This window comes from Pseudomonas sp. GW822-FHT06B12 (assembly GCF_058799675.1).
Window position 1 is genome coordinate 26,510 of the sequence record NZ_JBXALR010000006.1, and the last position, 26,090, is coordinate 52,599.

The 26,090-nt window shown below is 58.2% G+C and carries 25 protein-coding genes, 2 tRNA genes and 1 pseudogene; 14 read left to right on the forward strand and 14 right to left on the reverse strand.

From position 1 onward, the window contains the following. Nucleotides 1–139: 139 nt before the first annotated feature. Nucleotides 140–1,243 (forward strand): DUF2817 domain-containing protein, encoded by a 1,104-nt coding sequence (locus tag AC1RKH_RS14725; RefSeq protein WP_123424942.1) that lies wholly within the window; start codon nt 140–142, stop codon nt 1,241–1,243. Nucleotides 1,244–1,366: 123 nt separating this feature from the next. Here the strand turns inward: AC1RKH_RS14725 and AC1RKH_RS14730 are convergent. Both AC1RKH_RS14730 and AC1RKH_RS14735 read right to left on the reverse strand, forming a co-directional pair. Beyond that, nucleotides 1,367–1,443 (reverse strand) — tRNA-Met (locus AC1RKH_RS14730). Nucleotides 1,444–1,559: 116 nt separating this feature from the next. Then, on the reverse strand, nt 1,560–3,617 hold the full coding sequence (locus AC1RKH_RS14735) for a methyl-accepting chemotaxis protein (protein ID WP_493062843.1): 2,058 nt from the start codon (nt 3,615–3,617) through the stop codon (nt 1,560–1,562). A 332-nt stretch (nt 3,618–3,949) separates the two neighbouring features. On the opposite strand from AC1RKH_RS14735, the gene AC1RKH_RS14740 reads away from it, so the two are divergent. From AC1RKH_RS14740 to AC1RKH_RS14760, 5 genes and pseudogenes are all read left to right on the forward strand, one after another. Next, nucleotides 3,950–5,167: an MFS transporter gene (locus AC1RKH_RS14740; RefSeq protein WP_493062844.1), complete on the forward strand. Its 1,218-nt coding sequence runs from the start codon at nt 3,950–3,952 to the stop codon at nt 5,165–5,167. Then, nucleotides 5,166–5,246: pseudogene (locus tag AC1RKH_RS14745) on the forward strand (hypothetical protein); the annotation flags it as partial. The gene AC1RKH_RS14740 and the pseudogene AC1RKH_RS14745, both read left to right, overlap by 2 nt. A 30-nt stretch (nt 5,247–5,276) precedes the next feature. Beyond that, on the forward strand, nt 5,277–5,489 hold the full coding sequence (locus AC1RKH_RS14750; protein ID WP_493063020.1) for a thioredoxin family protein: 213 nt from the start codon (nt 5,277–5,279) through the stop codon (nt 5,487–5,489). Between the two features lie 453 nt (nt 5,490–5,942). Continuing rightward, complete coding sequence (locus AC1RKH_RS14755) at nt 5,943–6,866, forward strand: phytanoyl-CoA dioxygenase family protein (RefSeq protein WP_493062845.1); 924 nt, start codon at nt 5,943–5,945, stop codon at nt 6,864–6,866. Between the two features lie 47 nt (nt 6,867–6,913). Then, entirely contained in the window at nt 6,914–7,564 is a 651-nt protein-coding gene (locus tag AC1RKH_RS14760; RefSeq protein WP_493062846.1) for a LysE family translocator, read from the forward strand. A gap of 256 nt (nt 7,565–7,820) precedes the next feature. Here AC1RKH_RS14760 and ychF read toward each other — a convergent pair whose 3' ends face one another. The 8 genes from ychF to AC1RKH_RS14800 form a co-directional block, all read right to left on the reverse strand. Then, entirely contained in the window at nt 7,821–8,921 is a 1,101-nt protein-coding gene (ychF, locus tag AC1RKH_RS14765) for a redox-regulated ATPase YchF (protein ID WP_123424945.1), read from the reverse strand. A gap of 22 nt (nt 8,922–8,943) precedes the next feature. Continuing rightward, complete coding sequence (gene pth, locus AC1RKH_RS14770; protein ID WP_071553333.1) at nt 8,944–9,528, reverse strand: aminoacyl-tRNA hydrolase; 585 nt, start codon at nt 9,526–9,528, stop codon at nt 8,944–8,946. Nucleotides 9,529–9,697: 169 nt separating this feature from the next. Beyond that, nucleotides 9,698–10,297, reverse strand: coding sequence for a 50S ribosomal protein L25/general stress protein Ctc (locus AC1RKH_RS14775; RefSeq protein ID WP_123424946.1), 600 nt, complete (start codon nt 10,295–10,297; stop codon nt 9,698–9,700). Nucleotides 10,298–10,439: 142 nt separating this feature from the next. After that, complete coding sequence (locus AC1RKH_RS14780; RefSeq protein WP_003171603.1) at nt 10,440–11,381, reverse strand: ribose-phosphate pyrophosphokinase; 942 nt, start codon at nt 11,379–11,381, stop codon at nt 10,440–10,442. A gap of 46 nt (nt 11,382–11,427) precedes the next feature. Continuing rightward, nucleotides 11,428–11,502 (reverse strand) — tRNA-Gln (locus tag AC1RKH_RS14785). Nucleotides 11,503–11,539: 37 nt separating this feature from the next. Continuing rightward, on the reverse strand, nt 11,540–12,391 hold the full coding sequence (gene ispE, locus AC1RKH_RS14790) for a 4-(cytidine 5'-diphospho)-2-C-methyl-D-erythritol kinase (RefSeq protein WP_493062847.1): 852 nt from the start codon (nt 12,389–12,391) through the stop codon (nt 11,540–11,542). Between the two features lies 1 nt (nt 12,392). Further along, nucleotides 12,393–13,010, reverse strand: coding sequence for a lipoprotein insertase outer membrane protein LolB (lolB, locus tag AC1RKH_RS14795; RefSeq protein ID WP_493062848.1), 618 nt, complete (start codon nt 13,008–13,010; stop codon nt 12,393–12,395). A 4-nt stretch (nt 13,011–13,014) separates the two neighbouring features. Further along, nucleotides 13,015–14,739 carry a tetratricopeptide repeat protein gene (locus tag AC1RKH_RS14800; protein WP_493062849.1) on the reverse strand — a complete coding sequence of 575 codons (1,725 nt, stop codon included), beginning with the start codon at nt 14,737–14,739 and terminating at the stop codon, nt 13,015–13,017. 269 nt (nt 14,740–15,008) lie between these two features. On the opposite strand from AC1RKH_RS14800, the gene hemA reads away from it, so the two are divergent. From hemA to AC1RKH_RS14830, 6 genes are all read left to right on the forward strand, one after another. Next, nucleotides 15,009–16,298 carry a glutamyl-tRNA reductase gene (gene hemA, locus AC1RKH_RS14805; RefSeq protein WP_493062850.1) on the forward strand — a complete coding sequence of 430 codons (1,290 nt, stop codon included), beginning with the start codon at nt 15,009–15,011 and terminating at the stop codon, nt 16,296–16,298. Further along, entirely contained in the window at nt 16,295–17,377 is a 1,083-nt protein-coding gene (gene prfA / locus AC1RKH_RS14810; protein WP_123424951.1) for a peptide chain release factor 1, read from the forward strand. Before hemA ends, prfA begins: the two co-directional genes overlap by 4 nt. Continuing rightward, nucleotides 17,378–18,208 (forward strand): peptide chain release factor N(5)-glutamine methyltransferase, encoded by an 831-nt coding sequence (prmC, locus tag AC1RKH_RS14815; protein ID WP_493062851.1) that lies wholly within the window; start codon nt 17,378–17,380, stop codon nt 18,206–18,208. Next, a complete protein-coding gene (locus AC1RKH_RS14820) occupies nt 18,202–18,957 on the forward strand; it encodes a molybdopterin-synthase adenylyltransferase MoeB (protein WP_493062852.1) in 756 nt (251 codons plus the stop codon). The genes prmC and AC1RKH_RS14820 overlap by 7 nt, the downstream gene beginning before the upstream one ends. Next, nucleotides 18,950–19,741, forward strand: a complete 792-nt coding sequence (gene murI / locus AC1RKH_RS14825; protein ID WP_493062853.1) for a glutamate racemase — start codon at nt 18,950–18,952, stop codon at nt 19,739–19,741. Before AC1RKH_RS14820 ends, murI begins: the two co-directional genes overlap by 8 nt. Nucleotides 19,742–19,855: 114 nt before the next feature. After that, on the forward strand, nt 19,856–20,374 hold the full coding sequence (locus tag AC1RKH_RS14830) for an acyloxyacyl hydrolase (protein ID WP_493062854.1): 519 nt from the start codon (nt 19,856–19,858) through the stop codon (nt 20,372–20,374). 79 nt (nt 20,375–20,453) lie between these two features. Here AC1RKH_RS14830 and AC1RKH_RS14835 read toward each other — a convergent pair whose 3' ends face one another. The 4 genes from AC1RKH_RS14835 to AC1RKH_RS14850 form a co-directional block, all read right to left on the reverse strand. Beyond that, nucleotides 20,454–20,759 (reverse strand): YkgJ family cysteine cluster protein, encoded by a 306-nt coding sequence (locus AC1RKH_RS14835; protein WP_123424956.1) that lies wholly within the window; start codon nt 20,757–20,759, stop codon nt 20,454–20,456. A 97-nt stretch (nt 20,760–20,856) separates the two neighbouring features. Continuing rightward, nucleotides 20,857–21,639 (reverse strand): SDR family NAD(P)-dependent oxidoreductase, encoded by a 783-nt coding sequence (locus tag AC1RKH_RS14840; protein WP_493062855.1) that lies wholly within the window; start codon nt 21,637–21,639, stop codon nt 20,857–20,859. 20 nt (nt 21,640–21,659) lie between these two features. Further along, the gene (locus AC1RKH_RS14845) at nt 21,660–22,622 is read right to left on the reverse strand and encodes a MerR family transcriptional regulator (protein WP_493062856.1); all 963 of its coding nucleotides are present in this window, start codon (nt 22,620–22,622) and stop codon (nt 21,660–21,662) included. Between the two features lie 234 nt (nt 22,623–22,856). Next, complete coding sequence (locus AC1RKH_RS14850) at nt 22,857–23,843, reverse strand: NAD(P)/FAD-dependent oxidoreductase (RefSeq protein WP_493062857.1); 987 nt, start codon at nt 23,841–23,843, stop codon at nt 22,857–22,859. A gap of 196 nt (nt 23,844–24,039) precedes the next feature. On the opposite strand from AC1RKH_RS14850, the gene AC1RKH_RS14855 reads away from it, so the two are divergent. After that, on the forward strand, nt 24,040–24,942 hold the full coding sequence (locus tag AC1RKH_RS14855; protein ID WP_493062858.1) for a TIGR01777 family oxidoreductase: 903 nt from the start codon (nt 24,040–24,042) through the stop codon (nt 24,940–24,942). Between the two features lie 13 nt (nt 24,943–24,955). Continuing rightward, entirely contained in the window at nt 24,956–25,978 is a 1,023-nt protein-coding gene (gene hemH / locus AC1RKH_RS14860) for a ferrochelatase (protein WP_493062859.1), read from the forward strand. Nucleotides 25,979–26,090: the final 112 nt, after the last annotated feature.

Here is a 26,090-nt window from a genome sequence, read left to right on the forward strand (position 1 = left end):
GGCGTCAGCTGCAACGCTGGTCTTGTGCGTATTGATCGATGGGTGGGCGCCTTTTTCCTTCTTCAGCGCAGGGTTTTTCTGTAGGGTCGGGGGTGCGAGATCTTCGCCAATAACAAGTTAATAACAACAAGAGGCCGACATGCAGACCGAGTTCCCAACGCAGCCAAGTTACCGTTCGCAGCGCGAACAATTCCTGGCGGCTGCAACCGCAGCCGGTGCGACGTTGACCGAATACCCGCATCCGCTCAAGGGGCCGTTTGGCGAATCCCTGAGCACTGATGTGGCGGTGCTCGGCGATCCCGGCGCAAAGCGTCTGCTGGTGATGTTGAGCGGCACCCACGGGGTTGAGGGCTTCTATGGTTCGGAGTGCCAGATCAACTGGCTGAACGAGTTCGGCAAACGCCCACTGCCCGCCGACGTCGCGGTGGTGATGATCCACTTGATCAATCCTTGGGGTACGGCGTGGCTGCGTCGCGTCAACGAAGACAACATAGACCTGAACCGCAACCACCTGAACTTCGATCGCCCGCTGCCCGACAATCAGGCCTATGCGGCTTTGCACGAGATTTATGCCTTCTCCCGGTTGCAGGGCCTGGAGCGTGATCGCGCCGATGCCTTGCTCGCCGCGCAGTTACGCGAGCATGGCTGGCCGGCAGTGATGTCGATTGTCGAGGGCGGCCAGCACAGTCATCCCGACGGTCTGTTTTACGGTGGGCTGGCACCGAGCTGGTCGAACCGGACCTTGCATCGGATCATTGCGGCGCATCTCTCTCAGGCCGAGGTCGCGATGTGTTTCGACCTGCACTCCGGCGCGGGGGAGTACGGCCATCCGATGCTGCTGACCGTTACCCAGGAGGCCTACCCGGCACTGGAACAGGCACAGGCCCTTTACGGTCCGTGGCTCTACACCATACAGACCGGCGCGCAGACCCAGAGCGAAACCGGGATTGCTGCCACAGCCACCGGCTACACCTCACAAGCGCTGCTCGATGCGCTGCCGCAGGTGCGCCTGATGCCGTTTGTCATCGAGTGCGGCACCTACCCGGGAGAAGCGGTGCATGCTCATCTGCGTGACGATCACTGGCTGCACCTGCACGGCAATCCGAGTGATGCCGTGGGGCGCGAGATCAAGCTGAATCTTGTTGAGCAGTTCTATCCCGCCGACAGTGACTGGCAGGAAATGGTCTGGGTTCGTACACGGCAGATATGGGAAAAGGCGTTGTCGGCATTGCCCACGATATAGTCGAACGCCTCGGCGCTTGATGAACGCTGCGGCTCACATTGCGATGTGAGCCGTCGGTGGGCCGGGTACTTTTCTTCAGGCATAAAAAAACGGCCTACCTTTCGGTAAGCCGTTTTTAGTACTTGGTGGCTACACAGGGACTTGAACCCCGGACCCCAGCATTATGAATGCTATGCTCTAACCAACTGAGCTATGTAGCCAAGTGGCGCGCATTATTGGCTCGTAACGATGATGTGTCAAGCGTAAATCTAAAATATTTCTCTACGCTTTCAACCGCTTATCGACCTGCCCCACAAAAACGGATGAGTTTGCCGCTTCAACCCAGCTGAAACCGCCCGGTATTCTCGCTCAAAGCCTTGCTGCCCGAACTCAAGGTGTCCGCCGCGAGGTTCACCGCCCGTGCGCCTTCGAGCAGGCGCACGGCGGCCTGATCGACTTGCTGGATGTTGCCGCTGACCTCATCGGCCGTGCTGGCTTGCTCTTCTACCGCAGTAGCGATCTGCGCCAGGGTATCGGTGACGCTTTGCACCGCGCTGGCGATTTCCCCCAAGCGTTCGCCGAGACCGGTTACCGCTTGCGCGTCGGTGTGTGCCTGGCCGCAGGCGGCTTCCATCAGGCTCACGGCTTCGTTGACGGTGCTGCGCAGGCTGTCGACGGTGCCGGCGATCTGCGCGGTGGAAGATTGGGTGCGCTGCGACAGGCTGCGCACTTCATCGGCGACTACCGCAAAGCCTCGGCCTTGTTCGCCGGCACGGGCCGCTTCGATAGCGGCATTGAGTGCCAGCAGGTTGGTCTGCTCGGCCACGCCACGAATGGTGTCCACCACCAGTTGAATCTGCTGTCCTTGTTCGCTGACTCGGCCTAACGCTGCGGCGGTGTCGTTCAGGCGCTGGTTGAGCTGCTGAATGCTCGCCGTGGTGCGTTGGCTGTCACGACTGCTCTCGGCGGCAATGCGCTGGGTCTGCTGAGCGCTGCCTGAGGCCTGTTCGCAACTCTGGGCGACCCCTTGCGAGGTCGCGGCCAGTTGCGTGGCTGCAGCGGCGATCTGGCTGATCTGCAACTGTTGAGCTTCTACTTCGCCCAGTGCCCCGCTGGCGTGAGTATTGAGGGCTCGCACCGCGTTACTCAGTTGCAGGGTTTCGTGATCGACCCCGAGCAGGCTGGTGCGCAGTTGCACCACCGCAACGTTGAGCGCGGTGCTGATCGCCGCCAGCTCATCGCGACCATGCACCGGCACTTGCAGGCTCAGGTTGCCATCGCGCAGGGCTTCGGCGAGCAGCGTGATGCCGCTGGCGCTGCGGCGGATCGAGGCTTGCAAGCAGATGAACAAATACAGCGCGGCCAGCAGCAGGCAACCGAGGATGCTCGCCACCAGAATGAACTGGCGAATGGCTGAGCCGTGGTAGTAGTCCAGGCGCTGATCCAGTGATACCAGCGATTGCTGACGCAGCGAGGCGAGGTCCGCGAGGAGGGCGTCGAGATTGCGCTCGAAGTCTTCCGGTTTGAGCGTGATGCTGGCGCCGAACATGCCGTCGTCCAGCCCTTTCAACCCGGCGTCCAGATGCTTGAGGCTGTCGTGGTATTGTCCGGCCCAGGCCTGCAACGCACTTGGCAGCCGTGCTTCGAGCAGGCTGCCAGTCTTGATCAGTTGTTCGCGAGCGTCGCCAATGCGGCCGCGCAGGTCGCGCAACTGCAAGCGGCTTTGCAGCGAGAATTGTCCGGACACCACCGACGCCTGGCCGATGCTGGCGAGGCGCCCGACACGTTCGATCAGGTCCGGTGCGTGCTGGGTCGAGATCTGCGTCAGCAAGTACGTTTCCAACCATGGCGCCAGTGTCAGGCGGTTATCCATGGCGATCTGTTCGCGCAGTGCTTGCAGCGCACTGAGGGCCGCAGTGAAGCGTTCATAGCCATCCGGCCACCAACCGACGCTGCTCAGGCTTTTTGAGTCCAGGCCATTGAGCGCGGTTTGCAGGGTTTGATAACGACTCAGAGTGTCGGCCTCGGCCCCTTCGGTTGTCAGTGCCTGGCCCAGATCGTTGACGGCTTGATTGAGCGCGGGCTGCACCGCATCGAACGCGGCCATTGCAGCGACGGTGGCCGGTGTTGGCTGGCGATTGGTTTCGGTGGCGCGCCAGCGGGCGGCGCGGTCACGTTGGGCGGCGAGCAGGTTGTCCAGCGCGTCGAGGGCGATCAACTGGCGCACGCCGGCACGCTCGCCTGCGATCAGGCTGAGCTTGTCGCGGTAATCCTGGCCAATCATCCACAGGCTGCCCGCCAGCGGCAGGATAAACAGCAGAAACAACAACTGAAACTTGCGGGCGAAACCGAAACGCCCAAGCAGTCCAATCCCCGGTGCCAGAAAAGCCTGCATGCCCGACTACTCCTCTGGGCACCACGCACCATTGGCGTGCGGTCGCGGCCTTGTGACCGCTACCCGTGCCCTCATAAAAGGCCTCGAAAGTTCACTTTGGCAGGTCTGATAGGACCGGCGCTGTGGTGAAACTTCCCATTCTCGATCCCCTTTGTAAGGGGCCGCGTTGAAGCGGATAAGCAAGGCAAGATTCAGACCATGGCACTGCGCTATTACGTCGCGATCGACAATCCGGAAGTCGTTAGCAGGCTAAGGGGATGGCGTTGCTGCACTGAAAAATGGCACATTGACGCACCTGCAAGTGCGCACCCATCCGCTGTATGGAAACTCTCATGGCTACCAGTAACGCTCAAACTGCCGCATCGCCGGCAATCGCGACTTCGCAAAGCAGCCCATTGGTCATGCGAATCATCGGCGCGGTGGCGCTGGCGCATTTGATCAACGACCTGATTCAGTCGGTGCTGCCGTCGATCTATCCGATGCTCAAGGCCAATTACGGGCTGACCTTCACCCAGGTTGGCCTGATCACCTTGACCTTTCAGCTCACGGCATCGCTGTTGCAGCCGTGGGTCGGTTACTACACCGATCGCCATCCCAAGCCGTATCTGCTGCCAGCAGGGATGATCTGCACCTTGACCGGCATTCTGATGATGTCCCAGGTCGGCAGCTTTCCGCTGATTCTGTTGGCGGCGGGGTTGATCGGCATCGGCTCCTCGACCTTTCACCCGGAAGCTTCTCGTGTCGCGCGGTTGGCCTCGGGCGGGCGTTTTGGGTTGGCGCAGTCGACCTTCCAGGTCGGCGGTAACGCCGGTTCAGCGTTCGGGCCGTTGCTGGCGGCGGCGATCATCATTCCGTTCGGCCAGGGCAACGTCGCCTGGTTCGGCTTGTTCGCAGTGTTTGCGTTGGTGGTGTTGTATGGCATCAGCCGTTGGTACGCCAACCACTTGAGCCTGTTCAAGCTCAAGCAAGGCCAGGCGGCAACTCACGGGTTGTCGAAGGGCAGGGTGATCAGTGCCTTGGTGGTACTCGGATTGCTGGTGTTCTCCAAGTATTTCTACATGGCCAGCTTCACCAGTTATTTCACCTTCTACCTGATCGAGAAGTTCGACCTGTCGGTGGCCAGCTCGCAACTGCACCTGTTCCTGTTTCTTGGGGCAGTAGCGGCGGGGACCTTCTTCGGTGGGCCGATTGGCGACAAGATCGGCCGTAAGGCGGTGATCTGGTTCTCGATCCTTGGTGTTGCACCGTTCACCTTGATCCTGCCTCACGTCGACCTGTTCTGGACCAGCATCTTGAGCGTGGTGATTGGTTTCATTCTGGCCTCGGCGTTCTCGGCCATTGTGGTCTACGCGCAGGAACTGGTGCCGGGCAATGTCGGCATGATCGCGGGAGTGTTCTTCGGTCTGATGTTCGGTTTTGGCGGGATTGGTGCGGCGCTGCTGGGGCATCTGGCGGACATTCACGGCATTGAATACGTGTACAGGCTGTGTTCGTTCCTGCCGTTGTTTGGGGTGTTGGCGATCTTTTTGCCAAGGACCAGAAAAGCCTGATGACGGCGAAGAAAAGGACATGTTCCTCGAAACCCTGGGCCTCGAAGAGTCTGGCCGGAACCGCGTGATCCGCGCTGGCGAACTCGTGCTCCCAGCAAATCAATTCAATATCGGTGTCGGCTGCCCTGTTTGCATCGAAGCCGAACAAACCTTGCTGAACCTGCTGGACCCAAAAGTGAAGGTAGAAGTCGTCCACCTTGGTGATCGTCCTGCCCGTATTGCCGAAGCAGAGGCGGTCGGGGTCAAGTCGGTGCCTGCGTTGGTGATCGAAGGTCAGGTGTTGCACCTGAACTTTGGTGCCGCGCTTGCCGACCTGAAATAAACAGGTCACTGGATCGCTTTCACCGCAGGGTTGCTCGCGCTTGCCTGCTTTCGATGTCGAAATCTGGCGTGCGGAGAGGGCAATCGGGCGGTGAACGCTTGTTTCAACTTGCGCGCAGATTGGCTTGCGAGTCTCTGGCGAATTTTATATTCAGGAAAATGTTTACAAAATATTTCCGGCATATTAGAGTTTTTCCGAAATGGGAAGAGGATCTTCTCATTAAGGGAGCCGTATCAGTGAAAGGAATGACATCTCATGTGCTAATTGCCGTTATTCAGACATCCTAGAATTCGGGCAATACAATTTCCTACCTAACTTTCTATCTCTCGTATCCGAAACGGGCACTTTGCTGTGCCCGACGCCAGGGGCATGGAAAGGTTAGGTGGATTTAATCGCACACGAAAGTATCTCGCACCACGAAACGCATCAGCTAATAAAAATATGGAGCTGTAAATGATCAATGAAAAATTTCAAGTAACCGAAGATCAGGTGATGAAGTTTCGCAGGCAGGGCTTTCTTTTTCTGAAAGGTTTTTACAATAGAGATATAACTGGTTATTTGACGTCAACCATTGGTGAGCGTATTTCCACGCCGACTGACAAATATCAGAGCGGCTTTAGCCGTTTGGCATTTGATATGTATGATGGCGACCCGATGATTGCCAGCGTTATTCAAGATGACCATTTCAAACAGGTCATGGAAACGTTGACGGGTAAAACCATGTTTTTTGCCCAAGCTCTTTCCTTCGAGCTTGAAAAAATGAAAAACAAGGGCTTCCCTTGGCATATCGGTACGCAAAGTTTCGGTTATCACCAAGCGGAAGACTATGGTTGCACAATCTGGGCTCCCTTGGTCAATGTCGATCCCAAAGGGCAACGAGGCGGTATGGCGTACGTCCCTAAAGACGCCGTATCGGGTGCGTTCATGTATGAACACGTCGATCCTTCAATTTTCCAACTCCTGTCGGAACGTATTGAGCGGGGCGAGGAGACCACCATTGATGAGTTCGTGCACCTACGTGATGGTCCTTTGAATGACCCGGCGATTAAAAAACTGCTGGATCACTTTGCCGTCGAGGACGAATTCGAGGTGGGTGATGCACTCATTTTCGACAAGAACGTGATTCACCGAAGCATCATGCTGGAGGAAGGCCCCGTAGACTCGCGCGCAGCGTTTGTCATGCGCTTCTTCTGTGACACCAGTACCTATGACTATCGTCGCGCTCATGACCTTGAAATTCCCCGCGAGCATTTCAAATATTCTGGTCCGACGCGTTTTCACCTAGAGGTCGCAAAGGAACATGGTGAACTTCTTGTTGACAGCCCGTTCTTTGAAGGCCAAGAGTACCGTTCGTTAAAAATTTCAAAAACAAGTTGAATAATCAGAAGGGCTTATGCCCTTCTTTTTTTGCGTGGAGATAGACAGTGGAAGAATATCTTTTTTACGTGGCGATATCATGCTTGACGATCGCCAGTCCGGGGCCAGGGGTGTTACTGACATTAACAAACTCACTCACCTATGGACTGAAGAACGCTTTGCCTGGAATCCTTGGAGTGACCCTCGGCATGGGGGGGATCTCTATCATTGCGGCAAGCAGTGTGGGAGCGATCATTTCCAGTTCTCCCTGGATGATGAACGTCGTTAAACTACTGGGTGCGGCGTACCTGATCTACCTTGGGTTAAAACTGCTGCGGTCCAAACCGAAACTTCAAAATAACCTCAATGAAATAACGCACTCTGAATATACCCCCAGTTTGATAGCTCGATTCAGGCAGGGCTTTTTCATTTCGATGCTTAACCCCAAGCCAATCGTTTTTTTTATGGCTCTTTTTCCGCAATTCATAAAGGCAGACCAACCGTTCGTTCCCCAATTCACGTTGTTGGCGTCCACGTTTTGCGTATTGGTGTTCTTGATTCACTTTACCTATGGATATATCGCTACCTCAGCACGACAAAAAGTTTCTCTTGGTAGAGGCTTTTTGATCGTCAATAGAATTGGGGGGGTTGTGTTTATCTGTTTCTCGGCAGCCCTGATTTTCTCCATCAACTTTCACTTAATGGTCGACAGTGTGTGATGCTCTCGGGTTCTGTCTGTTCTGAAATATGAACTTCTGATCTAATTGAGGTGACTTTGTTTATCTCGCACCCTAGAGAAACGGATCAGAACAACACACGTTTTATATCACCTGGTTACGGCATTCACTGCGTGCCAGGTTTTTTCTGTATTTTTCAGGCGGATGGTGCACCAAAAGAAAAAGCCCGGCGCCATCCCCTTGCTAGCAGGGGGGGCGTCGGGCTTCTCTGGTCTTGTTGGCGAGGTTCGGTAAACCTTTAGACGTTGAAGCGGAAGTGCATCACGTCGCCGTCTTTGACGATGTATTCCTTGCCTTCCAGGCGCCATTTACCGGCTTCTTTGGTACCGGCTTCGCCCTTGTACTGGATGAAGTCGTTGTAGGCGATGACTTCGGCGCGGATGAAGCCTTTCTCGAAGTCGGTGTGGATCACGCCGGCGGCTTGTGGTGCGGTGGCACCGACGCGGACGGTCCAGGCGCGGACTTCTTCAACACCGGCGGTGAAGTAGGTCTGCAGGTGCAGCATTTCGTAGCCGGCGCGGATCACGCGGTTCAGGCCAGGTTCTTCCAGACCCAGGGCCTCGAGGAACATGTCTTTCTCTTCGCCGTCTTCCAGTTCGGCGATTTCGGCTTCGATCTTGTTGCAGACCGGAACCACCATGGCGCCTTCTTCTTCGGCGATGGCTTTGACGATGTCCAGCAGCGGGTTGTTTTCGAAGCCGTCTTCAGCAACGTTGGCGATGTACATGACCGGCTTGGTGGTCAGCAGGTGGAAGCCACGGATCACCGCTTTGTCGTCGGCGCCCATGTTCTTCATCAGCGTGCGCGCTGGCTTGCCGAGGGTGAAGTGAGCGATCAACTGCTCCAGCAGGCCTTTCTGGACCACTGCGTCCTTGTCACCACCCTTGGCGTTGCGAGCGACTTTCTGCAGTTGCTTCTCGCAGCTGTCGAGGTCGGCGAAGATCAGTTCGAGGTCGATGATCTCGATGTCGCGTTTCGGGTCGACGCTGTTGGAGACGTGAATCACGTTCTCGTCTTCGAAGCAGCGGACCACGTGAGCGATGGCATCGGTTTCGCGGATGTTGGCCAGGAATTTGTTACCCAGGCCTTCACCTTTCGAGGCGCCGGCAACCAGGCCAGCGATGTCGACGAATTCCATGGTGGTCGGCAGGATGCGCTTTGGATTGACGATGGCCGCGAGGGCGTCCAGACGCTTGTCCGGCATCGGCACGATACCGGTATTCGGTTCGATGGTGCAGAAGGGGAAGTTCTCGGCCGCGATACCGGATTTGGTCAGGGCGTTGAACAGGGTGGACTTGCCGACGTTAGGCAGGCCGACGATGCCGCAATTGAATCCCATGGTGTTTCCCCTTGGATAAGAGTCAGGCCTTCTGGCTGTGCAGGTTTTTCATCGCGCGGTTCCATTCACCGGCGAAGATATCCGGCAGCACGCCGAGGGCAAAGTCGATGCTGGCATCGAGTTTTTCCTGTTCGGCGCGAGGCGCACGACCCAGGACAAAGTTTGAAACCATACTGGCAACGCCTGGGTGGCCAATGCCGAGCCGCAAGCGGTGAAAGGTATTCTGGTTGCCCAGTTGCGCGATGATGTCGCGCAACCCGTTGTGACCGCCATGCCCGCCGCCCTGTTTGAGCTTGGCAACGCCGGGTGGCAAGTCGAGTTCGTCATGCGCTACGAGTATTTCTTCCGGCTTGATGCGGAAAAAACCGGCAAGAGCCGCTACGGCCTGGCCGCTACGGTTCATGTAGGTGGTAGGAATCAGCAGACGAACATCCTGACCTTGATGCGAGAAGCGCCCGGTCAGGCCGAAATATTTGCGATCGGCCACAAGGTTGACGCCTTGTGCTTGCGCGATGCGCTCAACAAAAAGGGCCCCTGCGTTATGCCGGGTCTGTTCGTATTCGGCGCCTGGATTTCCCAGGCCAACGATCAGTTTGATGGCAGTCACGTCAGGGGCCCTTCTTTGGAGTGGTGGATAACATCGCTGCAATAGGTGTGTGCGGCGAAAGTGGACGAAAAATGCTCATTTACCATTATGTAAACTCCGCGTTCCCGCCCGCTTTCTCGCTACGTTCCAGTCCGCGATGTTACTGGCTCACTCCGGCGTACAGAGTGAATTACTCTGCAGCGCCTTCTGCAGCTTCTGGAGCAACACGTGGAGCGTGAACGTTGGCAACAGCCAGGTCGTTACCGTGAGCCAGAGCAACAAATTCAACGCCTTTAGGGGCCTTGATGTCGGACAGGTGAACGATCGAACCGATTTCGGCGTTAGCCAGGTCGACTTCGATGAATTCAGGCAGGTCTTTTGGCAGGCAGGAAACTTCAACTTCAGCAACAACGTGCGAAATTTCGCCGCCTTTTTTCACTGCAGCAGCTTCGTTGACGAAGTGCACAGGAACGTGAGCGGACAGTTTCTGACCAGCAACAACGCGTACGAAGTCAGCGTGCATCACGTGGCCTTTGGCCGGGTGACGCTGCAGAGCTTTGATGATTACGTTTTGCTTGGTGCCGCCAACGTTCAGCTCGATGATGTGGCTGTAAGCCGCTTCGTTTTCGAGCAGTTTGGCAACTTCTTTGGCCAGCATGCTGATGGATTCAGGGGCTTTTTCGCCACCGTAAACTACAGCTGGAACCAGGCTTGCGAGACGACGCAGGCGGCGGCTCGCACCTTTCCCCAGGTCGGAACGCACTTCAGCATTCAGAGTAAAATCGTTCATGTTGTATCTCCAAAATAACCACATTCGCCCCAGCGTTTGCGACCAGCGCTAAAGGCGATATGGGCAAAAAAGCCCCGCCCCGACAGGTTATGCCGGGGCGGGGCGCTTTTCGTCATCGAGATGTATCCGAAGGGCAGGGCCCTTAGCGGAACATCGCGCTGATCGATTCTTCGTTGCTGATGCGGCGAACCGCTTCGGCAACTACCGGTGCGATATCCAGTTGACGGATACGTGCACAGGCTTGTGCTGCAGCGGACAGCGGGATGGTGTTAGTCACCACCAACTCGTCCAGCACGGAATTTTCAATGTTCTCGATGGCCCGACCCGACAGCACAGGGTGTGTGCAGTAGGCAAAGACTTTGGCAGCGCCATGCTCTTTCAAGGCTTTAGCCGCATGGCACAGGGTGCCGGCGGTATCGACCATGTCGTCAACCAGAATACAGGTACGCCCTTCGACATCACCGATGATATGCATCACTTCAGAGTGATTGGCTTTCTCACGGCGCTTGTCGATGATCCCGAGATCCACGCCCAGGGATTTGGCAACAGCACGTGCACGCACGACGCCGCCAATGTCCGGGGACACAATCATCAGGTTTTCGAAGCGTTGGTCTTCGATGTCATCCACCAGTACTGGGGAGCCGTAGATGTTATCTACCGGAATATCGAAGAAACCCTGGATCTGGTCAGCATGCAAATCAACCGTGAGAACACGATCGATGCCGACTACGGTAAGCATGTCAGCGACGACTTTCGCGCTGATAGCCACACGTGCGGAACGCGGACGGCGATCCTGACGGGCATAACCAAAGTAGGGGATCACCGCAGTGATTCGAGTTGCTGAGGAACGACGGAAGGCATCAGCCATCACGACGAGTTCCATCAGGTTATCGTTGGTCGGAGCGCAAGTCGGCTGAATAATGAAGACGTCTTTACCGCGGACGTTTTCATTGATCTCGGCGGTGATCTCGCCGTCGGAGAACTTACCGACAGAAATGTCACCGAGAGGGATATGCAGCTGACGTACGACACGCCGAGCCAGATCGGGGTTAGCGTTCCCCGTAAAGACCATCATCTTGGACACGCGCAGTACCTGAAGGCTGAGGGTAACCTGGATGAGTATAGGAAAATGGCAGGGGCGGCTGGATTCGAACCAACGCATGGCAGGATCAAAACCTGCTGCCTTACCGCTTGGCGACGCCCCTGTATCTGTTGCAACGAGTACCCAGTACCCGGTTCCTTTTAGAGCAGACCTTGCAGCTTGCGATGCAACATCGAAACGTTGCTTCCCTTTGCTACAAACCCTGTAAGGGTCTCTGTAAGAAGGGCCGAGACTTTATCAGCTTCAGCTTTGCTTGGGAAGCCCCCAAACACACAACTTCCAGTTCCGGTGAGTTTTGCTTCGGTAAATTTACCTAACAAATTCAAAGCGTTACGTACATCTGGATAACGCCTTGTTACCACCGGTAAGCAGTCATTTCGACTGTTTCCCTTGGGAACGGGGCGCACTTTAATGGGAGAAGAGTTACGTGTCAACAGCGGATCTGAAAAAATTTCTGCTGTACTTACAGATACTTGCGGCACAAGCACGACATACCACGGTTCTTCGGGGTCTACAGGGGTGAGCTTTTCCCCCACGCCCTCGGCGAAAGCCGCGTGCCCACGCACGAAAACCGGGACGTCCGCGCCCAGCGTCAGGCCCAAGGCGGCCAGTCGATCCTCGTCCCAGCCCAGTTGCCAGAGGTGATTGAGGCCCAGCAAAGTGGTGGCCGCATTCGAGCTGCCGCCACCGATTCCACCGCCCATGGGCAGAATTTTTTCGATCCAGATATCAATTCCCAGCGAACAACCGGATTGCTCCTGAAGTTTTTTGGCGGCTTTGACGATCAGGTTGCTGTCGTGAGGGACGCCGTCGAACTCGGTGTGCAAACGAATGACACCGTCATCGCGTACGGCGAAGGTGATTTCGTCGCCGTAATCGAGAAATTGAAACAGCGTCTGCAACTCGTGGTAGCCGTCTTCACGGCGACCCAGAATGTGCAGCATCAAATTGAGTTTTGCCGGCGAGGGCAGGGTCAGGCGAGTGGCCGGCATATCATTGCCCCAATTTGCGTGGTTGCCAGTCCTTGATCACCAGCGTGACATCAAGGTCGGTGCCGTGCAGTTTGATCCGCTCGGGCAGCCAGTAACCGTTTTGCTGGATGTAGCTGAGGTATTCGACTTGCCAGCCATCCTGCTCGAGAGTGGCCAGTCGACTGTCGGCATCCAGGTTCAGGCGGCTTTTGCTGTCAGGTGCGGGCAAGCCGCGAACCCACCAGACCAAATGCGAAACCGGCAGCTTCCAGCCCAGCTGTTCTTCGAGCAGGGCTTCAGGCGTTGTCGCGTCAAAGCGCCCTTGATTGGCGACTTCCAGCGACACCTGGCCTGGGCGACCAGTCAAGCGTGCCGCGCCGCGACCCAGCGGGCCGGACAGGCGAATATCGTAATAGTCCTGTCGTTGCAGCCAGAACAAGGTACCGCTGCCCGAGTCTTTCGGGGCTCGGATGCCGACCTTGCCATTGATTTGCCAGCCATCCAGGCCCGTCAATTGCTGTTTGTGTTCGCGCCATTGCGCGGGGTTGCCGTGACCCTCGACGGATTCGCGGGCGCCAAAGCCCGCACAACCGGCGAGCAGGGCGATGAAGCTGAAAACAATGATGTGGCGCAAAAACATGATTTTAAAGAGTCTCGGAACCGGTCAGGCGCTTGATGGTGCTGCGCAGGGTAGGGCTGTCGGGCTGTTCCTTGAGGAATTTGCCCCAGATTTGTTTGGCTTCGCGTTGCTTGCCGTTGGCCCACAGGACTTCACCCAGATGCGCCGCGACTTCCTGATCGGGGAAACGCTCCAGAGCCTGGCGAAGGTAACGCTCGGCTTCATCAAGGTTGCCCAGACGGAAGTTCACCCAGCCGAGGCTGTCGAGAACAGCCGGGTCTTCCGGGTTCAACTGGTGCGCGTGCTCGATCAGCGCCTTGGCTTCGGCATAACGCGTGGTGCGGTCAGACAGGGTGTAGCCCAGGGCGTTCAGCGCCATGGCGTTGTTCGGGTCGCGCTTGATGATCAGTCGCAGGTCTTTTTCCATCTGCGCCAGGTCATTGCGTTTTTCCGCCAGCATGGCCCGGGTATAGAGCAGGTTCAGATCGTCCGGATACTGCTTCAAGGCTTTATCGAGGACTGCCCAGGCGCGATCGTCCTGCTTATTGGCGGACAGGGTTTCGGCTTCGATCAGATACAGCTGGATCACGTAATCCGGTTGTTCGTCGCGGGCTCTGGCCAAACGGCTTTGGGCTTCGGCGGTGCGTCCGTTGTTCATCAGAATATCGGACTGGCGCAATTGCGCCGGCAGATAGTCGTTGCCCGGGCCCACCAATGCGTATTCGATCAGGGCGCCTTGCGGGTCGTTGCGTTCTTCGGCGATACGACCCAGGTTCAGGTGGGCCGAGTCGACATGGCTTTCGCGGGCAATGAGGTCTTCCAGGTAGCCCTTGGCCTCGCCCCAGGCCTTGGCTTCCAGGCAAACGAGTGCCAGGGAGTAGCGCAGTTCGTCGTCTTCCGGATATTGCTGAACCAGGCTTGAGAACTGTTCTTTGGCATCGTCCATGCGGTCCTGTTCGACCAGCAGGCGTGCGTAAGTCAGGCGCAGGCGTTTATCGTCCGGGTATTTGCGAATGCTTTTTTCCAGCAGCGGCAGCGCTTCCTTGCCACGGTTGAGGCTTTGCAGGAGGCGCGCACGCAGCAGAATGGGGGCGATTTCACCGGCTTCCGGAGGATTTTTCTCAAGCAGGGTCAGTGCGCCCTGGGAGTCACCGTCCTGTTGCAGTAACAGCGCCTTGCCGAAAATCAGCTGACCGTTCTTCGGGTGGCGCAGCAACAGGCGGTCAAAACTTTTCATCAGACCGTTGCGGGTGTCCTGGTCGGTATCGGCCGCAGACAGGGCGAGGAAGTCGAAATGGGTATCGCCCTTGCCCAGCAGAACCTTTTCCATATAGACCATGGAATCGTCATAACGCCCGGCACGGGCCAGTTGCACGGCGGCGGCACGTTGTGCTTCGAGGTCGTTCGGGGCGTTTTTCGCCCAGATCAGCGAACTATCAAGCGCTGCCTGGTCGGCGCCCAGGTATTCGGCGATGCGAAAGGCTCGCTCGGAAATGCCCGGATCCTGGGTGTTGACGGCCTGGGTCACGTAGTTGTCCAAGGCAATGTCGAAACGATTGCGCTGGCCAGCCAGTTCCGCGCTCAGCAGGCTGAAGATCGTGTCTTCGCTGAACGAGCTGTAAACCTTGGGCTTTTCAGGGGCTTTTGTGCTGCCTTCGACCGGCGGCGTACCGCCCGGTGAAACGGGTGCCAAAGCCTGGCAGCCGCTGAGGAAGACAAAAGCGAGGAGCAACGCGGAAGATCTATTCATATAGGAAGAGGACGACTAACCTGCGGTCGGATCATCATGACACAAGCCTTCGGCCAAACATAACCGGCCTGTCAATTTACGTATGCACCCAATCCCCTGTAGGAGCTGGCGTAGCCTGCGATCTTTTGATCTTGCTGTAAGACGTCCTTGAAAACACTAAAGATCGCAGCCTTCGGCAGCTCCTACGGGGGCAATAGATATCGAGTGGTTGTTCTGAGTCAGGCGAAGTAGGACAATTGTCGGCTTCTCGACATCATCAGCGACCTTGAATGGCCTTCCTTGCACTCGGTATTAACCACAAGACTGCTTCCGTAGACGTCCGCGAGCGCGTGGCTTTTACTCCAGAGCAGTTGGTTGAGGCCTTGCAGCAGCTCTGCCGACTCACCGACAGCCGCGAAGCTGCGATCCTCTCCACCTGCAATCGCAGTGAACTCTATATAGAACAGGATCATCTTTCGGCGGATACCGTGCTGCGCTGGTTGGCCGATTATCACCATTTAAGCCTCGAAGAGCTGCGCGCGAGTGCTTATGTGCATGAAGATGATGCGGCAGTTCGTCACATGATGCGTGTCGCCTCCGGGCTCGATTCGCTGGTGTTGGGCGAGCCGCAGATTCTTGGCCAGATGAAATCGGCCTACGCCGTGGCCCGCGAGGCTGGCACCATTGGTCCGCTGCTTGGGCGTTTGTTCCAGGCCACGTTCAATGCCGCCAAGCAGGTGCGCACCGACACCGCTATCGGTGAAAACCCGGTGTCCGTGGCGTTTGCCGCGGTCAGCCTGGCGAAACAGATTTTCAGTGACTTGCAGCGCAGCCAGGCTTTACTGATCGGCGCCGGCGAGACCATTACCCTGGTCGCCCGTCATTTGCATGAGTTGGGCGTGAAGCGGATCGTGGTCGCCAACCGGACCCTGGAGCGCGCCAGCATCCTGGCCGAGCAGTTTGGCGCCCACGCGGTGCTGCTCTCGGACATCCCGGCAGAACTGGTACGCAGTGATATCGTCATCAGCTCGACCGCCAGCCAGTTACCGATTCTTGGCAAGGGCGCGGTAGAAAGTGCCTTGAAGCTGCGCAAGCACAAGCCGATCTTTATGGTCGATATCGCCGTGCCACGGGATATCGAACCGGAAGTCGGCGAGTTGGACGACGTTTACCTTTATAGCGTCGACGATCTTCACGAAGTGGTCGCCGAAAACCTCAAGAGCCGTCAGGGTGCTGCCCAGGCGGCGGAAGAAATGGTTTCCATCGGCGCCGACGACTTCATGGTCCGTCTGCGTGAACTGGCGGCGGTGGATGTGCTCAAGGCCTATCGTCAACAGAGCGAACGCCTGCGTGATGAAGAATTGCAAAAAGCCCAGCGCATGCTCGCCAACGGCAGCAGCGCTGAAGACGTGTTGGTGCAACTGGCCCGTGGCCTGACCAATAAACTGTTGCATGCCCCCAGCGTGCAGTTGAAAAAGCTTACCGCCGAAGGCCGCCTCGATGCGTTGGCCATGGCCCAGGAACTCTTTGCCCTCGGTGAGGGCTCTTCGGATAGCTCTTCGGATAAAAAACCGCAATGAAAGCGTCACTGCTCAATAAGCTGGACATCCTCCAGGACCGTTTCGAGGAACTGACCGCCTTGCTTGGCGATGGCGAAGTCATTTCCGATCAGAACAAGTTCCGCACCTATTCCAAGGAATACGCGGAAGTTGAGCCGATTGTCGCCACCTACAAACAGCTGCTCAAGGTTCAGGGTGACCTCGAAGGTGCCCAGGCGTTGCTCAAGGACAGCGATCCGGACATGCGCGAAATGGCCGTCGAAGAGGTCCGCGAAGCCAAAGAGCAACTGATCGAACTCGAAGCCAGTCTGCAACGCATGCTGCTGCCGAAGGATCCGAACGACGGGCGCAACGTGTTCCTGGAAATCCGCGCTGGCACCGGTGGTGACGAAGCGGCGATCTTCTCCGGTGACCTGTTCCGCATGTATTCGCGTTACGCCGAGCGACGTGGCTGGCGGGTCGAGATCCTGTCGGAGAACATCGGCGAACACGGTGGCTATAAAGAAGTCATCGCGCGGGTCGAAGGCGATAACGTCTACGGCAAGCTGAAGTTCGAATCCGGTGCGCACCGCGTGCAACGGGTCCCGGCCACTGAATCCCAGGGCCGTATCCACACGTCGGCCTGCACCGTGGCGGTGTTGCCTGAGCCGGACGAACAGGAAGCGATCGAGATCAACCCGGCGGATTTGCGGGTCGATACCTATCGCTCTTCTGGCGCGGGCGGTCAGCACGTGAACAAGACCGACTCGGCCATTCGTATCACTCACTTGCCGTCGGGCATCGTGGTCGAGTGCCAGGAAGAGCGTTCCCAACACAAGAACCGGGCGCGGGCGATGTCCTGGCTCTCGGCCAAACTCAATGACCAACAAACCAGCGCCGCGGCGAACGCCATTGCCAGCGAGCGCAAGTTGCTGGTGGGCTCGGGCGATCGCTCGGAACGAATTCGTACCTACAACTTTGCTCAGGGCCGGGTCACCGACCACCGGGTCAACCTGACGCTGTATTCCCTCGACGAAATTCTCGCGGGTGGCGTCGATGCCGTGATCGAGCCGTTGCTGGCCGAGTTCCAGGCTGACCAACTGGCAGCGATAGGTGAATAAATGACCATCATTGCCAGTTTGTTACGTGCAGCCGACCTGCCTGACTCGCCGACCGCGCGTCTGGATGCCGAATTGCTGCTGGCCGCGGCCCTGGGCAAGTCCCGCAGTTTTCTGCACACCTGGCCGGAGCGCATCGTTCCCAGTGAAGCCGCGCTGACCTTTGCCGAGTACCTGCAACGTCGCCGGGCCGGTGAACCGGTGGCGTATATCCTCGGCCAGCAGGGGTTCTGGAAGCTTGATCTGGAAGTGGCGCCGCATACGCTGATCCCGCGCCCGGACACCGAGTTGCTGGTCGAAGCTGCACTGGAACTGTTGCCTGCTACGCCCGCCAATATCCTCGATCTGGGCACCGGCAGTGGCGCGATTGCCTTGGCCCTGGCCAGCGAGCGTCCGGCCTGGCAGGTCACTGCGGTAGACCGGATCCTCGAAGCCGTGGCCCTGGCCGAGCGCAATCGCCAGCGTCTGCACCTGAACAACGTCAGCGTGCTCAGCAGTCACTGGTTCAGTGCGCTGAAAGAGCATCGCTACACGCTGATCATCAGTAACCCGCCTTACATTGCGTCCGCCGACCCGCATCTGGTGGCGGGTGACGTGCGTTTCGAACCTGCCAGCGCGCTGGTGGCCGGCACTGATGGGCTCGATGATTTGCGTTTGATCATCGCCCAGGCGCCGGACCATCTGGAAACTGGCGGCTGGTTAATGCTCGAACACGGTTACGATCAAGCCGATGCGGTGCGCGATTTGCTGCTGACCCGAGGCTTTGAAGAGGTCCACAGCCGCACAGACCTCGGTGGCCACGAACGTATCAGTCTGGGGCGTCTACCGTGCTGAATGATCAGGAGCTGTTGCGCTATAGCCGGCAAATTCTGTTGCAACACGTCGACATCGACGGCCAATTGCGACTCAAGCAAAGCCGTGTCTTGATCGTCGGGCTCGGCGGTCTCGGTGCGCCGGTCGCGCTGTACCTGGCGGCGGCCGGGGTCGGTGAGCTGCATCTGGCCGACTTCGACACGGTCGACCTGACCAATCTGCAACGACAGATCATTCACGACACCGACAGCGTCGGCCTGAGCAAGGTCGATTCGGCCATCCGCCGTCTGACGGCGATCAACCCCGAGATTCAACTGATCGCCCACCGCACCGCCATGGACGAAGATTCATTGGCAGCTGCGGTGTCGGCGGTCGACGTGGTACTCGACTGTTCCGACAATTTTTCCACCCGTGAAGCGGTAAACGCAGCGTGTGTGGCGGCGCGCAAACCCTTGGTCAGCGGTGCGGCGATTCGTCTGGAGGGGCAGTTGTCGGTGTTCGATCCACGTCGTGCCGAGAGCCCGTGCTACCACTGTTTGTACGGGCATGGCAGCGAAGCCGAGCTGACCTGCAGCGAGGCCGGGGTGCTCGGTCCGCTGGTGGGGCTGGTCGGCAGTCTGCAAGCGCTTGAGGCGCTGAAACTGTTGGTGGGTTTCGGCGAGCCATTGGTGGGTCGGTTGCTGTTGATCGATGCCTTGAGTACGCGATTCCGTGAGCTGCGGGTCAAGCGTGATCCGGGTTGTAGCGTGTGCGGGGCCAAACATGCGTGAGGCGCCGATCGGCGTGTTCGATTCCGGCGTCGGTGGATTGTCGGTGCTGGCCGAGATCCAGCATCTGTTGCCCAATGAGTCGCTGCTGTATGTCGGCGATTGCGGGAATATTCCCTATGGCGAGAAAACCCCTGAGTTCATTCGTCAGCGTTGCAGTGTGGTGGCGGAGTTTTTTCAGCAGCAGGGTGCCAAGGCTTTGGTTGTTGCGTGTAACACAGCAACCGTGGCCGGTGTCGCGGACTTGCGTCGCGACTACCCGGACTGGCCCATCATCGGCATGGAGCCTGCGGTCAAGCCAGCCGCCGCGGCCACTCGCAGTGGCGTGGTCGGCGTGCTCGCCACTACCGGGACGTTGCAGAGCGCCAAGTTCGCTGCCTTGCTCGACCGTTTTGCTACCGATGTGCGGGTCCTCACCCAGCCGTGTCCAGGGCTGGTGGAGCTGATTGAAGCGGGCGATCTGCACAGCCCGGAGCTGCGCCAGTTGCTGGCCGGTTATCTCGAGCCTTTGCTGGCGGCCGGGTGCGACACGATTATTCTGGGCTGCACGCACTATCCCTTCCTCAAACCGTTGCTCATGCAACTGATCCCCGCCGACATCAGCCTGATCGATACTGGCGCGGCTGTTGCCCGGCAAACCCAACGCCTGCTGGCTGAACGTGAATTACTTGCCGAAGGGCCACCTCGCGACGCGCAGTTCTGGACCAGTGCCAGCCCTGAGCACCTGAGAAATATCCTGCCGCTGCTCTGGCATAACGCTGGGGTTGTGCGAAGCTTCAGTCTGTAGGAGGTCGTGGGGGGAGCGCTTCGAATGGGTGAATTTTGTCGAAGCGCGGATTTCTATCACTCGTCTGTTGAGCCAAAAGAACCAAACAAAATCGTTCGGAAAAGGATGTTTCTCATGAAGCGACTGTTCTGTTTAGCCGCGCTTGCGGCCGCATTGTTGGGGCACAGTTTTACCGCGCAAGCGGCTGGCGTTGAGTTTGCGGTTGGCCAGACCACCGATTCGACCCAGACTTATCGCCTGGGCCTGCAATGGGATTGGGATAAAAGCTGGTGGCAGAGTGATGTCGGGCGCGTGACGGGCTACTGGAGCGGTGCGTACACCTATTGGAATGGTGACAAAGTGGCGAACAATCACAGTCTGTCGTTTTCTCCGGTGTTCGTTTACGAGTTTGCCGGGCAAACCGTCAGACCTTACCTGGAGGCCGGGATTGGCGTTGCGCTGTTCGCTCACGACAAAGTGGACGACCGCCGGTTGGGCGAGGCTTTTCAATTTGAGGATCGATTGGGGTTCGGCCTGCGGTTTGCCGGTGGACATGAAGTCGGGATTCGCGCGACGCACTACTCCGACGCCGGTCTCAGCAAATTCAATGACGGTATAGAAAGCTACGCGTTGCATTACACGATGCCGCTGTAATGACTTGCTGCTTTATTGTGTGCAGGCTTTTGTGGGAGCGAGCAGGCTCGCTCCCACAGGTGTATTGGCTAACCAGCCTTCAGCGATACGCCGTCGCAATCCCCTGACGCTCGTCGATGCACTCCGGCGCGCCCATCTCGAACTCCCGGCAGATCAGCGGGCGCTTTTCGTAAATGGTGCACATCATGCTGTCGCGATCCAGCGCGGCGCACCAGCCGTCATCCAGGCGCAGCATGACTTCCCCGCCCCAATCGTCGGTGTCGATAAAACGTTCGGGCACGCCGGTGTCCGTAATCAGCATGACTTCGAGCTGGCAACAACAGGCCGCGCAGGTCGAGCAGGTGACCGCCGGTTCGACAATGGTCTTGAGGGGGATCGTGTTCATAGGGGCGCAGTGTAAGGCAGTGCGTCGACGCTGTGTGAAAGGCCTGACGGACGCTCAACCGGATGAGGTTGCCGATACGCGTTGAGCCATGAAATGTTTACGGCTTATCCATGATCGGTGGCGAGCTCCTGACCAGACGTTTGCCTATCATCCACTTTACTCGGTTGGAGATTTTCGACAGAGGCCAAAGTGCGGCCATGAACAGGGCGGGGAGGGGGATTTCCAGCGGACGCTGCTTGAGTTTTTCGGCGACATACCGCGCGGCTTTGTCGGCTGGCCAGATCTGTGGCACCGGGAAGTCGTTTTTCTCGGTCAGCGGGTTTTCGACGAAACCGGGGCTGACCACGGTGACTTCAATACCTTCCGATGCCAGATCGATGCGCGAGGATTCGAACAGATACCGCAGCCCGGCTTTCGAGGTGCCATAGGCTTCGGCCCGAGGTAGGGGCAGGTACGTCACCGAACTGGCGATACCCACCAGATGGGGGGCGATACCGGCGCGCAGCAACGGCAACGCGGCTTCGATGCAATAGCTGCTGGCGAGCAGGTTGGTGCGTACTACGTGTTCGATGATCGAAGTGTCGAACTGCTTGGCGTCGACATATTCACAGGTGCCAGCATTGAGGATCACGGTGTCCAGCGAACCCCAGTCCTGCTGGATCTGCTCACCGATCTCGCGCACAGTCTGGCTGTTGGTCAAATCGCCCGGCACCACCAGCACCTGCCCCGGATATCGCTGGGCCAGGACTTTTAATGGCGCAACCGCGCGTGCGCTGACTGCCAGGTGCACGCCGGACTTCAACAGTTCTTCGGCCAATGCAGCGCCAATGCCATTGCCGGCTCCCGTCAACCAATATCGTCGTGGCCTGATCAATTGCATGGTGGTTTCCGTACAAGCATTTAAATGAGCCCGCGCTGAACCAGCGCCTGATGGGCTGACAACGGATCTACGGCCAGAGACAAATCAGCGATCTCAGAGGCTTTTGCGGACAATTCGGTGTGGTGGATGCGCACCGCGGGGCCAGCCACGAGTTTTGGGCAACTGACTTTGTGCAGAAGTTTCGGAAGTTGTTTGAGATTGATCGCCTTACTGGAATACAGCAGCACACCACGCGCTTGCAGCTGCTCGACCGCCAGCGCCAATTCGCCGGCCGGCAGCGGCCAGTCGAACACTTCCACGGGGCAGTCGGCGCTGCTGATCAGCCAGGCGGTGAGCCACAGATGCGGCTCCAGGGGCAGGTCGGAGTGATTGATCAGCAGCAATGGCGCGCCGCGCAACTGACGGTTGTTATGGTAGATCCTTGCGCCGAATTTGCTGCGTAACCAGGAATAAAAGAACGCCCGCTCCATCTGTGCGCCGAACTGCCCTTGCCAGCGCTGCTCGAGTTCGACCAGCAGCGGCATCAGCAGCTGCTCGCACAGGGTGCGTGGTGGATACAGCGACATGACCTGATTGAGCGTGTCATCGAGCTGACGCTCGACCAATTGGCTGATCGCCTGTATCAGGTTCAGGCGCAGGACGTGCCAGTCATTCTCGACGGGTTCGCTCAATGCTTGCGGCGTGTCCAGCAGTTGCTTGACCTGGCTGGCGGTGACGCCGCGATTGAGCCAGGTAAGGATGTTATGGATCCGCTGCACATGTTCGGCCGAAAACAGCCGGTGTCCCTTGGGCGTGCGCTGCGGCACGATCAGCCCGTAACGGCGTTCCCACGCGCGCAGGGTGACGGCGTTGACGCCGGTCACTCGGGCGACTTCGCGGATCGGCAGCCAACCGTCCTCCAGGGCCTGTTGATAGTCGGCACCGGGGTCTTCGTCATGAGGACGAGTGTCAGGTTTTGGTTTGTTCGCGCAGTGGCTGGGCATTGGCGCACCTGGGATCTATATCTGTACAGGCTGTTCGCGCTGTACAACACGGTTTGATCATAGGGCCAAAGGTGTACAAGTCAAATTGTTTGTATAGGTTTTTTTGAGGGAAAAACCCCTGTAGGAGCTGCCGCAGGCTGCGATCTTCTTGGTGGTTGCACCGCAGAGGCCGTCAATCAGGATCAAAAGATCGCAGCCTGCGGCAGCTACGCCCACCCCATCGGTTGATGCGCTTTATTGCAGGTGTTCGTGCAGGCGACGAGCCGCTTCCTGACCGCTCATCCAGGCCCCTTCGACACGCCCGGACAGGCACCAGTCGCCACACACGTACAAGCCCAGGTCGGCGTCGGCCAATACGCCCCATTCATGGCTGCTGGACGGGCGCGCGTAGAGCCAGCGATGGGCAAGACTGAAGATCGGCGCGGGCATGGAATCGTGCAGCAACTCGGCGAAGGCTCCGTGCAGTTGCTCGATCACCGCCTCTTTAGGCAGGTCGATGTGTTGTCGGCTCCAGCTGCTATTGGCGTGCAATACCCAGGTGTCGAGGGTCGTGTCGCGCCCCGGTTTGCTGCGGTTGCGAGCCAGCCAGTCGAGCGGGCTGTCCTGAACGAAGCAGCCTTCCATTGGCGTTTCCAGCGGTTTTTCGAAGGCCAGCGCAATGGCCCAGGTCGGGTCCATTTTTACTCCGGCGGCGACCCCGGCGAGTTTCGGTGCGGCGGCCAGCAGGGCAGTGGCCTGTGGCGCCGGCGTGGCGATGACGACATGGCTGAAGGGACCGTGGGTGAAGCCTTCGGCATCCTGCAAATGCCAATGTTCTTCGCCACGATAGACCTCGGTAATCCGGCAAGCGAAATGCACTTCTGTGTCGCCGATCAGCGCGCGGGTGATGGCGCTCATGCGCGGGGTGCCGACCCAGCGGGTCTGTTCGTCCGGCGACGGGCTGAGTACACCGCCGTGATAGTTGTAGAGCTGCGGTGTCCATTCAGCGACCCAGCCATTGGCTTGCCAGCGCTGGACTTCAATGACGAAACGGCGATCGCGGGCGGTGAAATATTGTGCGCCCATGTCCAATGCGCCGGCGTCGCTACGCTTGCTCGACATGCGACCGCCGCTGCCACGGCTTTTATCGAACAATTGAACGACGTACCCGGCCTCTTGCAGGGCTTGGGCTGCCGAGAGTCCGGCGATGCCAGTGCCGATGATTGCGATGGGTACAGTCATAGGGGCCTCGTTTACCTTTCTGTACAGGCTACGCTTCGGGTTAAACCTATACAATATTGTTTTCTGGTATAACTTTCAGCGTTCTCGTTCTGACAGGTTGGCCTATTGTTAAGCACAGAGCCTGTCCGATCCGAAACATCCCTGCTTATAAAAATAGACTAGTGATTGGGGTAAAACGCCACGCGAGGAAGATGTCATGCACATATTGCTGACCGGCGGTACTGGTTTGATAGGACGTCAACTCTGCCGACACTGGTTGAGCCAGGGTCACAGCCTGACGGTGTGGAGTCGCAGACCCGAAAAAGTGGCCAAATTATGCGGCACTCAGGTACGTGGCGTTGGGCATCTGGAAGACATTGGCCAACAGCCGGTGGACGCGGTGATCAATCTCGCGGGGGCACCGATTGCCGATCGTCTCTGGACTCATCGACGCAAGGGGCTGCTCTGGAATAGCCGGATCAGGCTCACCGAAACCCTGTTGGCGTGGCTTGAAAGCCGCGAGCAGAAACCGCAGGTGTTGATTTCGGGTTCAGCGCTTGGCTGGTACGGCGATGGTGGCGAGCGTGAATTGACTGAGGACTCACCGCCGGTCAGCGAAGACTTTGCCAGCCAGCTGTGCATCGCCTGGGAGGAGACCGCGCAGCGCGCCGAAGCGTTGGGGATTCGCGTGGTGCTGGTGCGTACCGGGTTGGTTCTGTCGGCGCAGGGCGGCTTTTTGTCGCGGCTGTTGTTGCCGTTCAAAATGGGGCTGGGCGGGCCGCTCGGCGATGGTCGGCAGTGGATGTCATGGATCCACATCAATGATCAAATCGCCCTGATTGATTTTCTTCTGCATCAGAAAAACGCCAGTGGTCCTTATAATGCGTGCGCACCAAAACCGGTACGCAATCGCGAGTTTGCCAAGACCCTCGCCAGTATTTTGCACCGGCCGGCATTCATGCCGATGCCCGCTTTTGCGTTGCGGGTCGGTCTTGGCGAGTTGTCGCTGTTGCTGCTGGGCGGCCAGCGGGCGACGCCGACGCGCTTGCTGGCGGCGGGCTTCACTTTCCGGTTCACTGATTTGCGCGCGGCTCTGGACGACGTGTCCAGCCGCCTTTGAAATAGGACGTTGCATGACCGATCACGCGTTGCTCCTGGTCAATTTGGGTTCGCCCGCTTCCACACAGGTGGCGGACGTGCGCAGCTACCTCAATCAATTTCTGATGGACCCTTACGTCATCGACCTGCCGTGGCCGGTACGACGTTTGCTGGTCTCGCTGATTCTGATCAAGCGCCCTGAGCAATCGGCTCACGCCTATGCCTCGATCTGGTGGGACGAGGGCTCGCCGCTGGTAGTACTCAGCCGCCGCTTGCAGCAGGCAATGACCGCACAGTGGACCCAAGGACCGGTCGAACTGGCCATGCGTTACGGCGAGCCGTCGATTGAGTCGGTGTTGACCCGCATGGCCGCTCAAGGGATCAAAAAGGTCACGCTCGCACCGCTTTATCCACAGTTCGCCGACAGCACCGTGACCACGGTAATTGAAGAAGCCAAGCGTGTGGTGCGCGAGAAGAAACTGGACGTGCAGTTTTCGATTCTCCAGCCGTTTTACGATCAGCCGGAATACCTCGACGCTCTGGTTGCCAGTGCCAGGCCGTATCTTGAGCAGGATTACGATCACCTGCTGCTGAGCTTCCATGGATTGCCGGAGCGGCACCTGAAGAAGCTCAACCCTGGCCATAACTTCGAGGGGGGCGGCGATTGCTGTGCCGGCGCGCCGCCGGAAGTGGTCGCGACCTGTTATCGCGGTCAGTGCCTGCGTACCGCTGCGGCGTTCGCCGAGCGCATGGGCTTGCCGGACGGTAAATGGTCGGTGTCTTTCCAGTCACGGCTGGGCCGCGCCAAATGGATCGAACCCTACACCGAAGCGCGTCTCGACACGTTGGCCAAGCAGGGTGTGAAGAAGATTCTGGTGATGTGCCCGGCGTTCGTGGCCGACTGCATCGAAACCCTGGAAGAGATCGGTGACCGTGGGCTTGAGCAGTTCCGCGAGGCGGGAGGAGAGGAGTTGGTGCTGGTGCCGTGTCTCAACGACGATCCGCACTGGGCGCGGGCGTTGAACAGGTTGTGTGAAAGGGCGCCGTTGGCGTTATAGGCGATGATCGTTCCCACGCTCTGCGTGGGAATGCCTCACCGGACGCTCCGCGTCTGCTCTTGAAAGTGACGCGGAGCGTCACTGGCTGCATTCCCACGCGGAGCGTGGGAAC

Excerpts from the sequence above, each read along its gene's own strand:
- AC1RKH_RS14725 (WP_123424942.1), top strand. The coding sequence starts at position 140 with ATGCAGACCGAGTTCCCAACGCAGCCAAGTTACCGTTCGCAGCGCGAA.
- AC1RKH_RS14735 (WP_493062843.1), bottom strand. The coding sequence starts at position 3,617 with ATGCAGGCTTTTCTGGCACCGGGGATTGGACTGCTTGGGCGTTTCGGT.
- AC1RKH_RS14740 (WP_493062844.1), top strand. The coding sequence starts at position 3,950 with ATGGCTACCAGTAACGCTCAAACTGCCGCATCGCCGGCAATCGCGACT.
- AC1RKH_RS14755 (WP_493062845.1), top strand. The coding sequence starts at position 5,943 with ATGATCAATGAAAAATTTCAAGTAACCGAAGATCAGGTGATGAAGTTT.
- ychF (WP_123424945.1), bottom strand. The coding sequence starts at position 8,921 with ATGGGATTCAATTGCGGCATCGTCGGCCTGCCTAACGTCGGCAAGTCC.
- AC1RKH_RS14775 (WP_123424946.1), bottom strand. The coding sequence starts at position 10,297 with ATGAACGATTTTACTCTGAATGCTGAAGTGCGTTCCGACCTGGGGAAA.
- ispE (WP_493062847.1), bottom strand. The coding sequence starts at position 12,391 with ATGCCGGCCACTCGCCTGACCCTGCCCTCGCCGGCAAAACTCAATTTG.
- lolB (WP_493062848.1), bottom strand. The coding sequence starts at position 13,010 with ATGTTTTTGCGCCACATCATTGTTTTCAGCTTCATCGCCCTGCTCGCC.
- AC1RKH_RS14800 (WP_493062849.1), bottom strand. The coding sequence starts at position 14,739 with ATGAATAGATCTTCCGCGTTGCTCCTCGCTTTTGTCTTCCTCAGCGGC.
- hemA (WP_493062850.1), top strand. The coding sequence starts at position 15,009 with ATGGCCTTCCTTGCACTCGGTATTAACCACAAGACTGCTTCCGTAGAC.
- prfA (WP_123424951.1), top strand. The coding sequence starts at position 16,295 with ATGAAAGCGTCACTGCTCAATAAGCTGGACATCCTCCAGGACCGTTTC.
- prmC (WP_493062851.1), top strand. The coding sequence starts at position 17,378 with ATGACCATCATTGCCAGTTTGTTACGTGCAGCCGACCTGCCTGACTCG.
- murI (WP_493062853.1), top strand. The coding sequence starts at position 18,950 with ATGCGTGAGGCGCCGATCGGCGTGTTCGATTCCGGCGTCGGTGGATTG.
- AC1RKH_RS14830 (WP_493062854.1), top strand. The coding sequence starts at position 19,856 with ATGAAGCGACTGTTCTGTTTAGCCGCGCTTGCGGCCGCATTGTTGGGG.
- AC1RKH_RS14835 (WP_123424956.1), bottom strand. The coding sequence starts at position 20,759 with ATGAACACGATCCCCCTCAAGACCATTGTCGAACCGGCGGTCACCTGC.
- AC1RKH_RS14840 (WP_493062855.1), bottom strand. The coding sequence starts at position 21,639 with ATGCAATTGATCAGGCCACGACGATATTGGTTGACGGGAGCCGGCAAT.
- AC1RKH_RS14845 (WP_493062856.1), bottom strand. The coding sequence starts at position 22,622 with ATGCCCAGCCACTGCGCGAACAAACCAAAACCTGACACTCGTCCTCAT.
- AC1RKH_RS14850 (WP_493062857.1), bottom strand. The coding sequence starts at position 23,843 with ATGACTGTACCCATCGCAATCATCGGCACTGGCATCGCCGGACTCTCG.
- AC1RKH_RS14855 (WP_493062858.1), top strand. The coding sequence starts at position 24,040 with ATGCACATATTGCTGACCGGCGGTACTGGTTTGATAGGACGTCAACTC.
- hemH (WP_493062859.1), top strand. The coding sequence starts at position 24,956 with ATGACCGATCACGCGTTGCTCCTGGTCAATTTGGGTTCGCCCGCTTCC.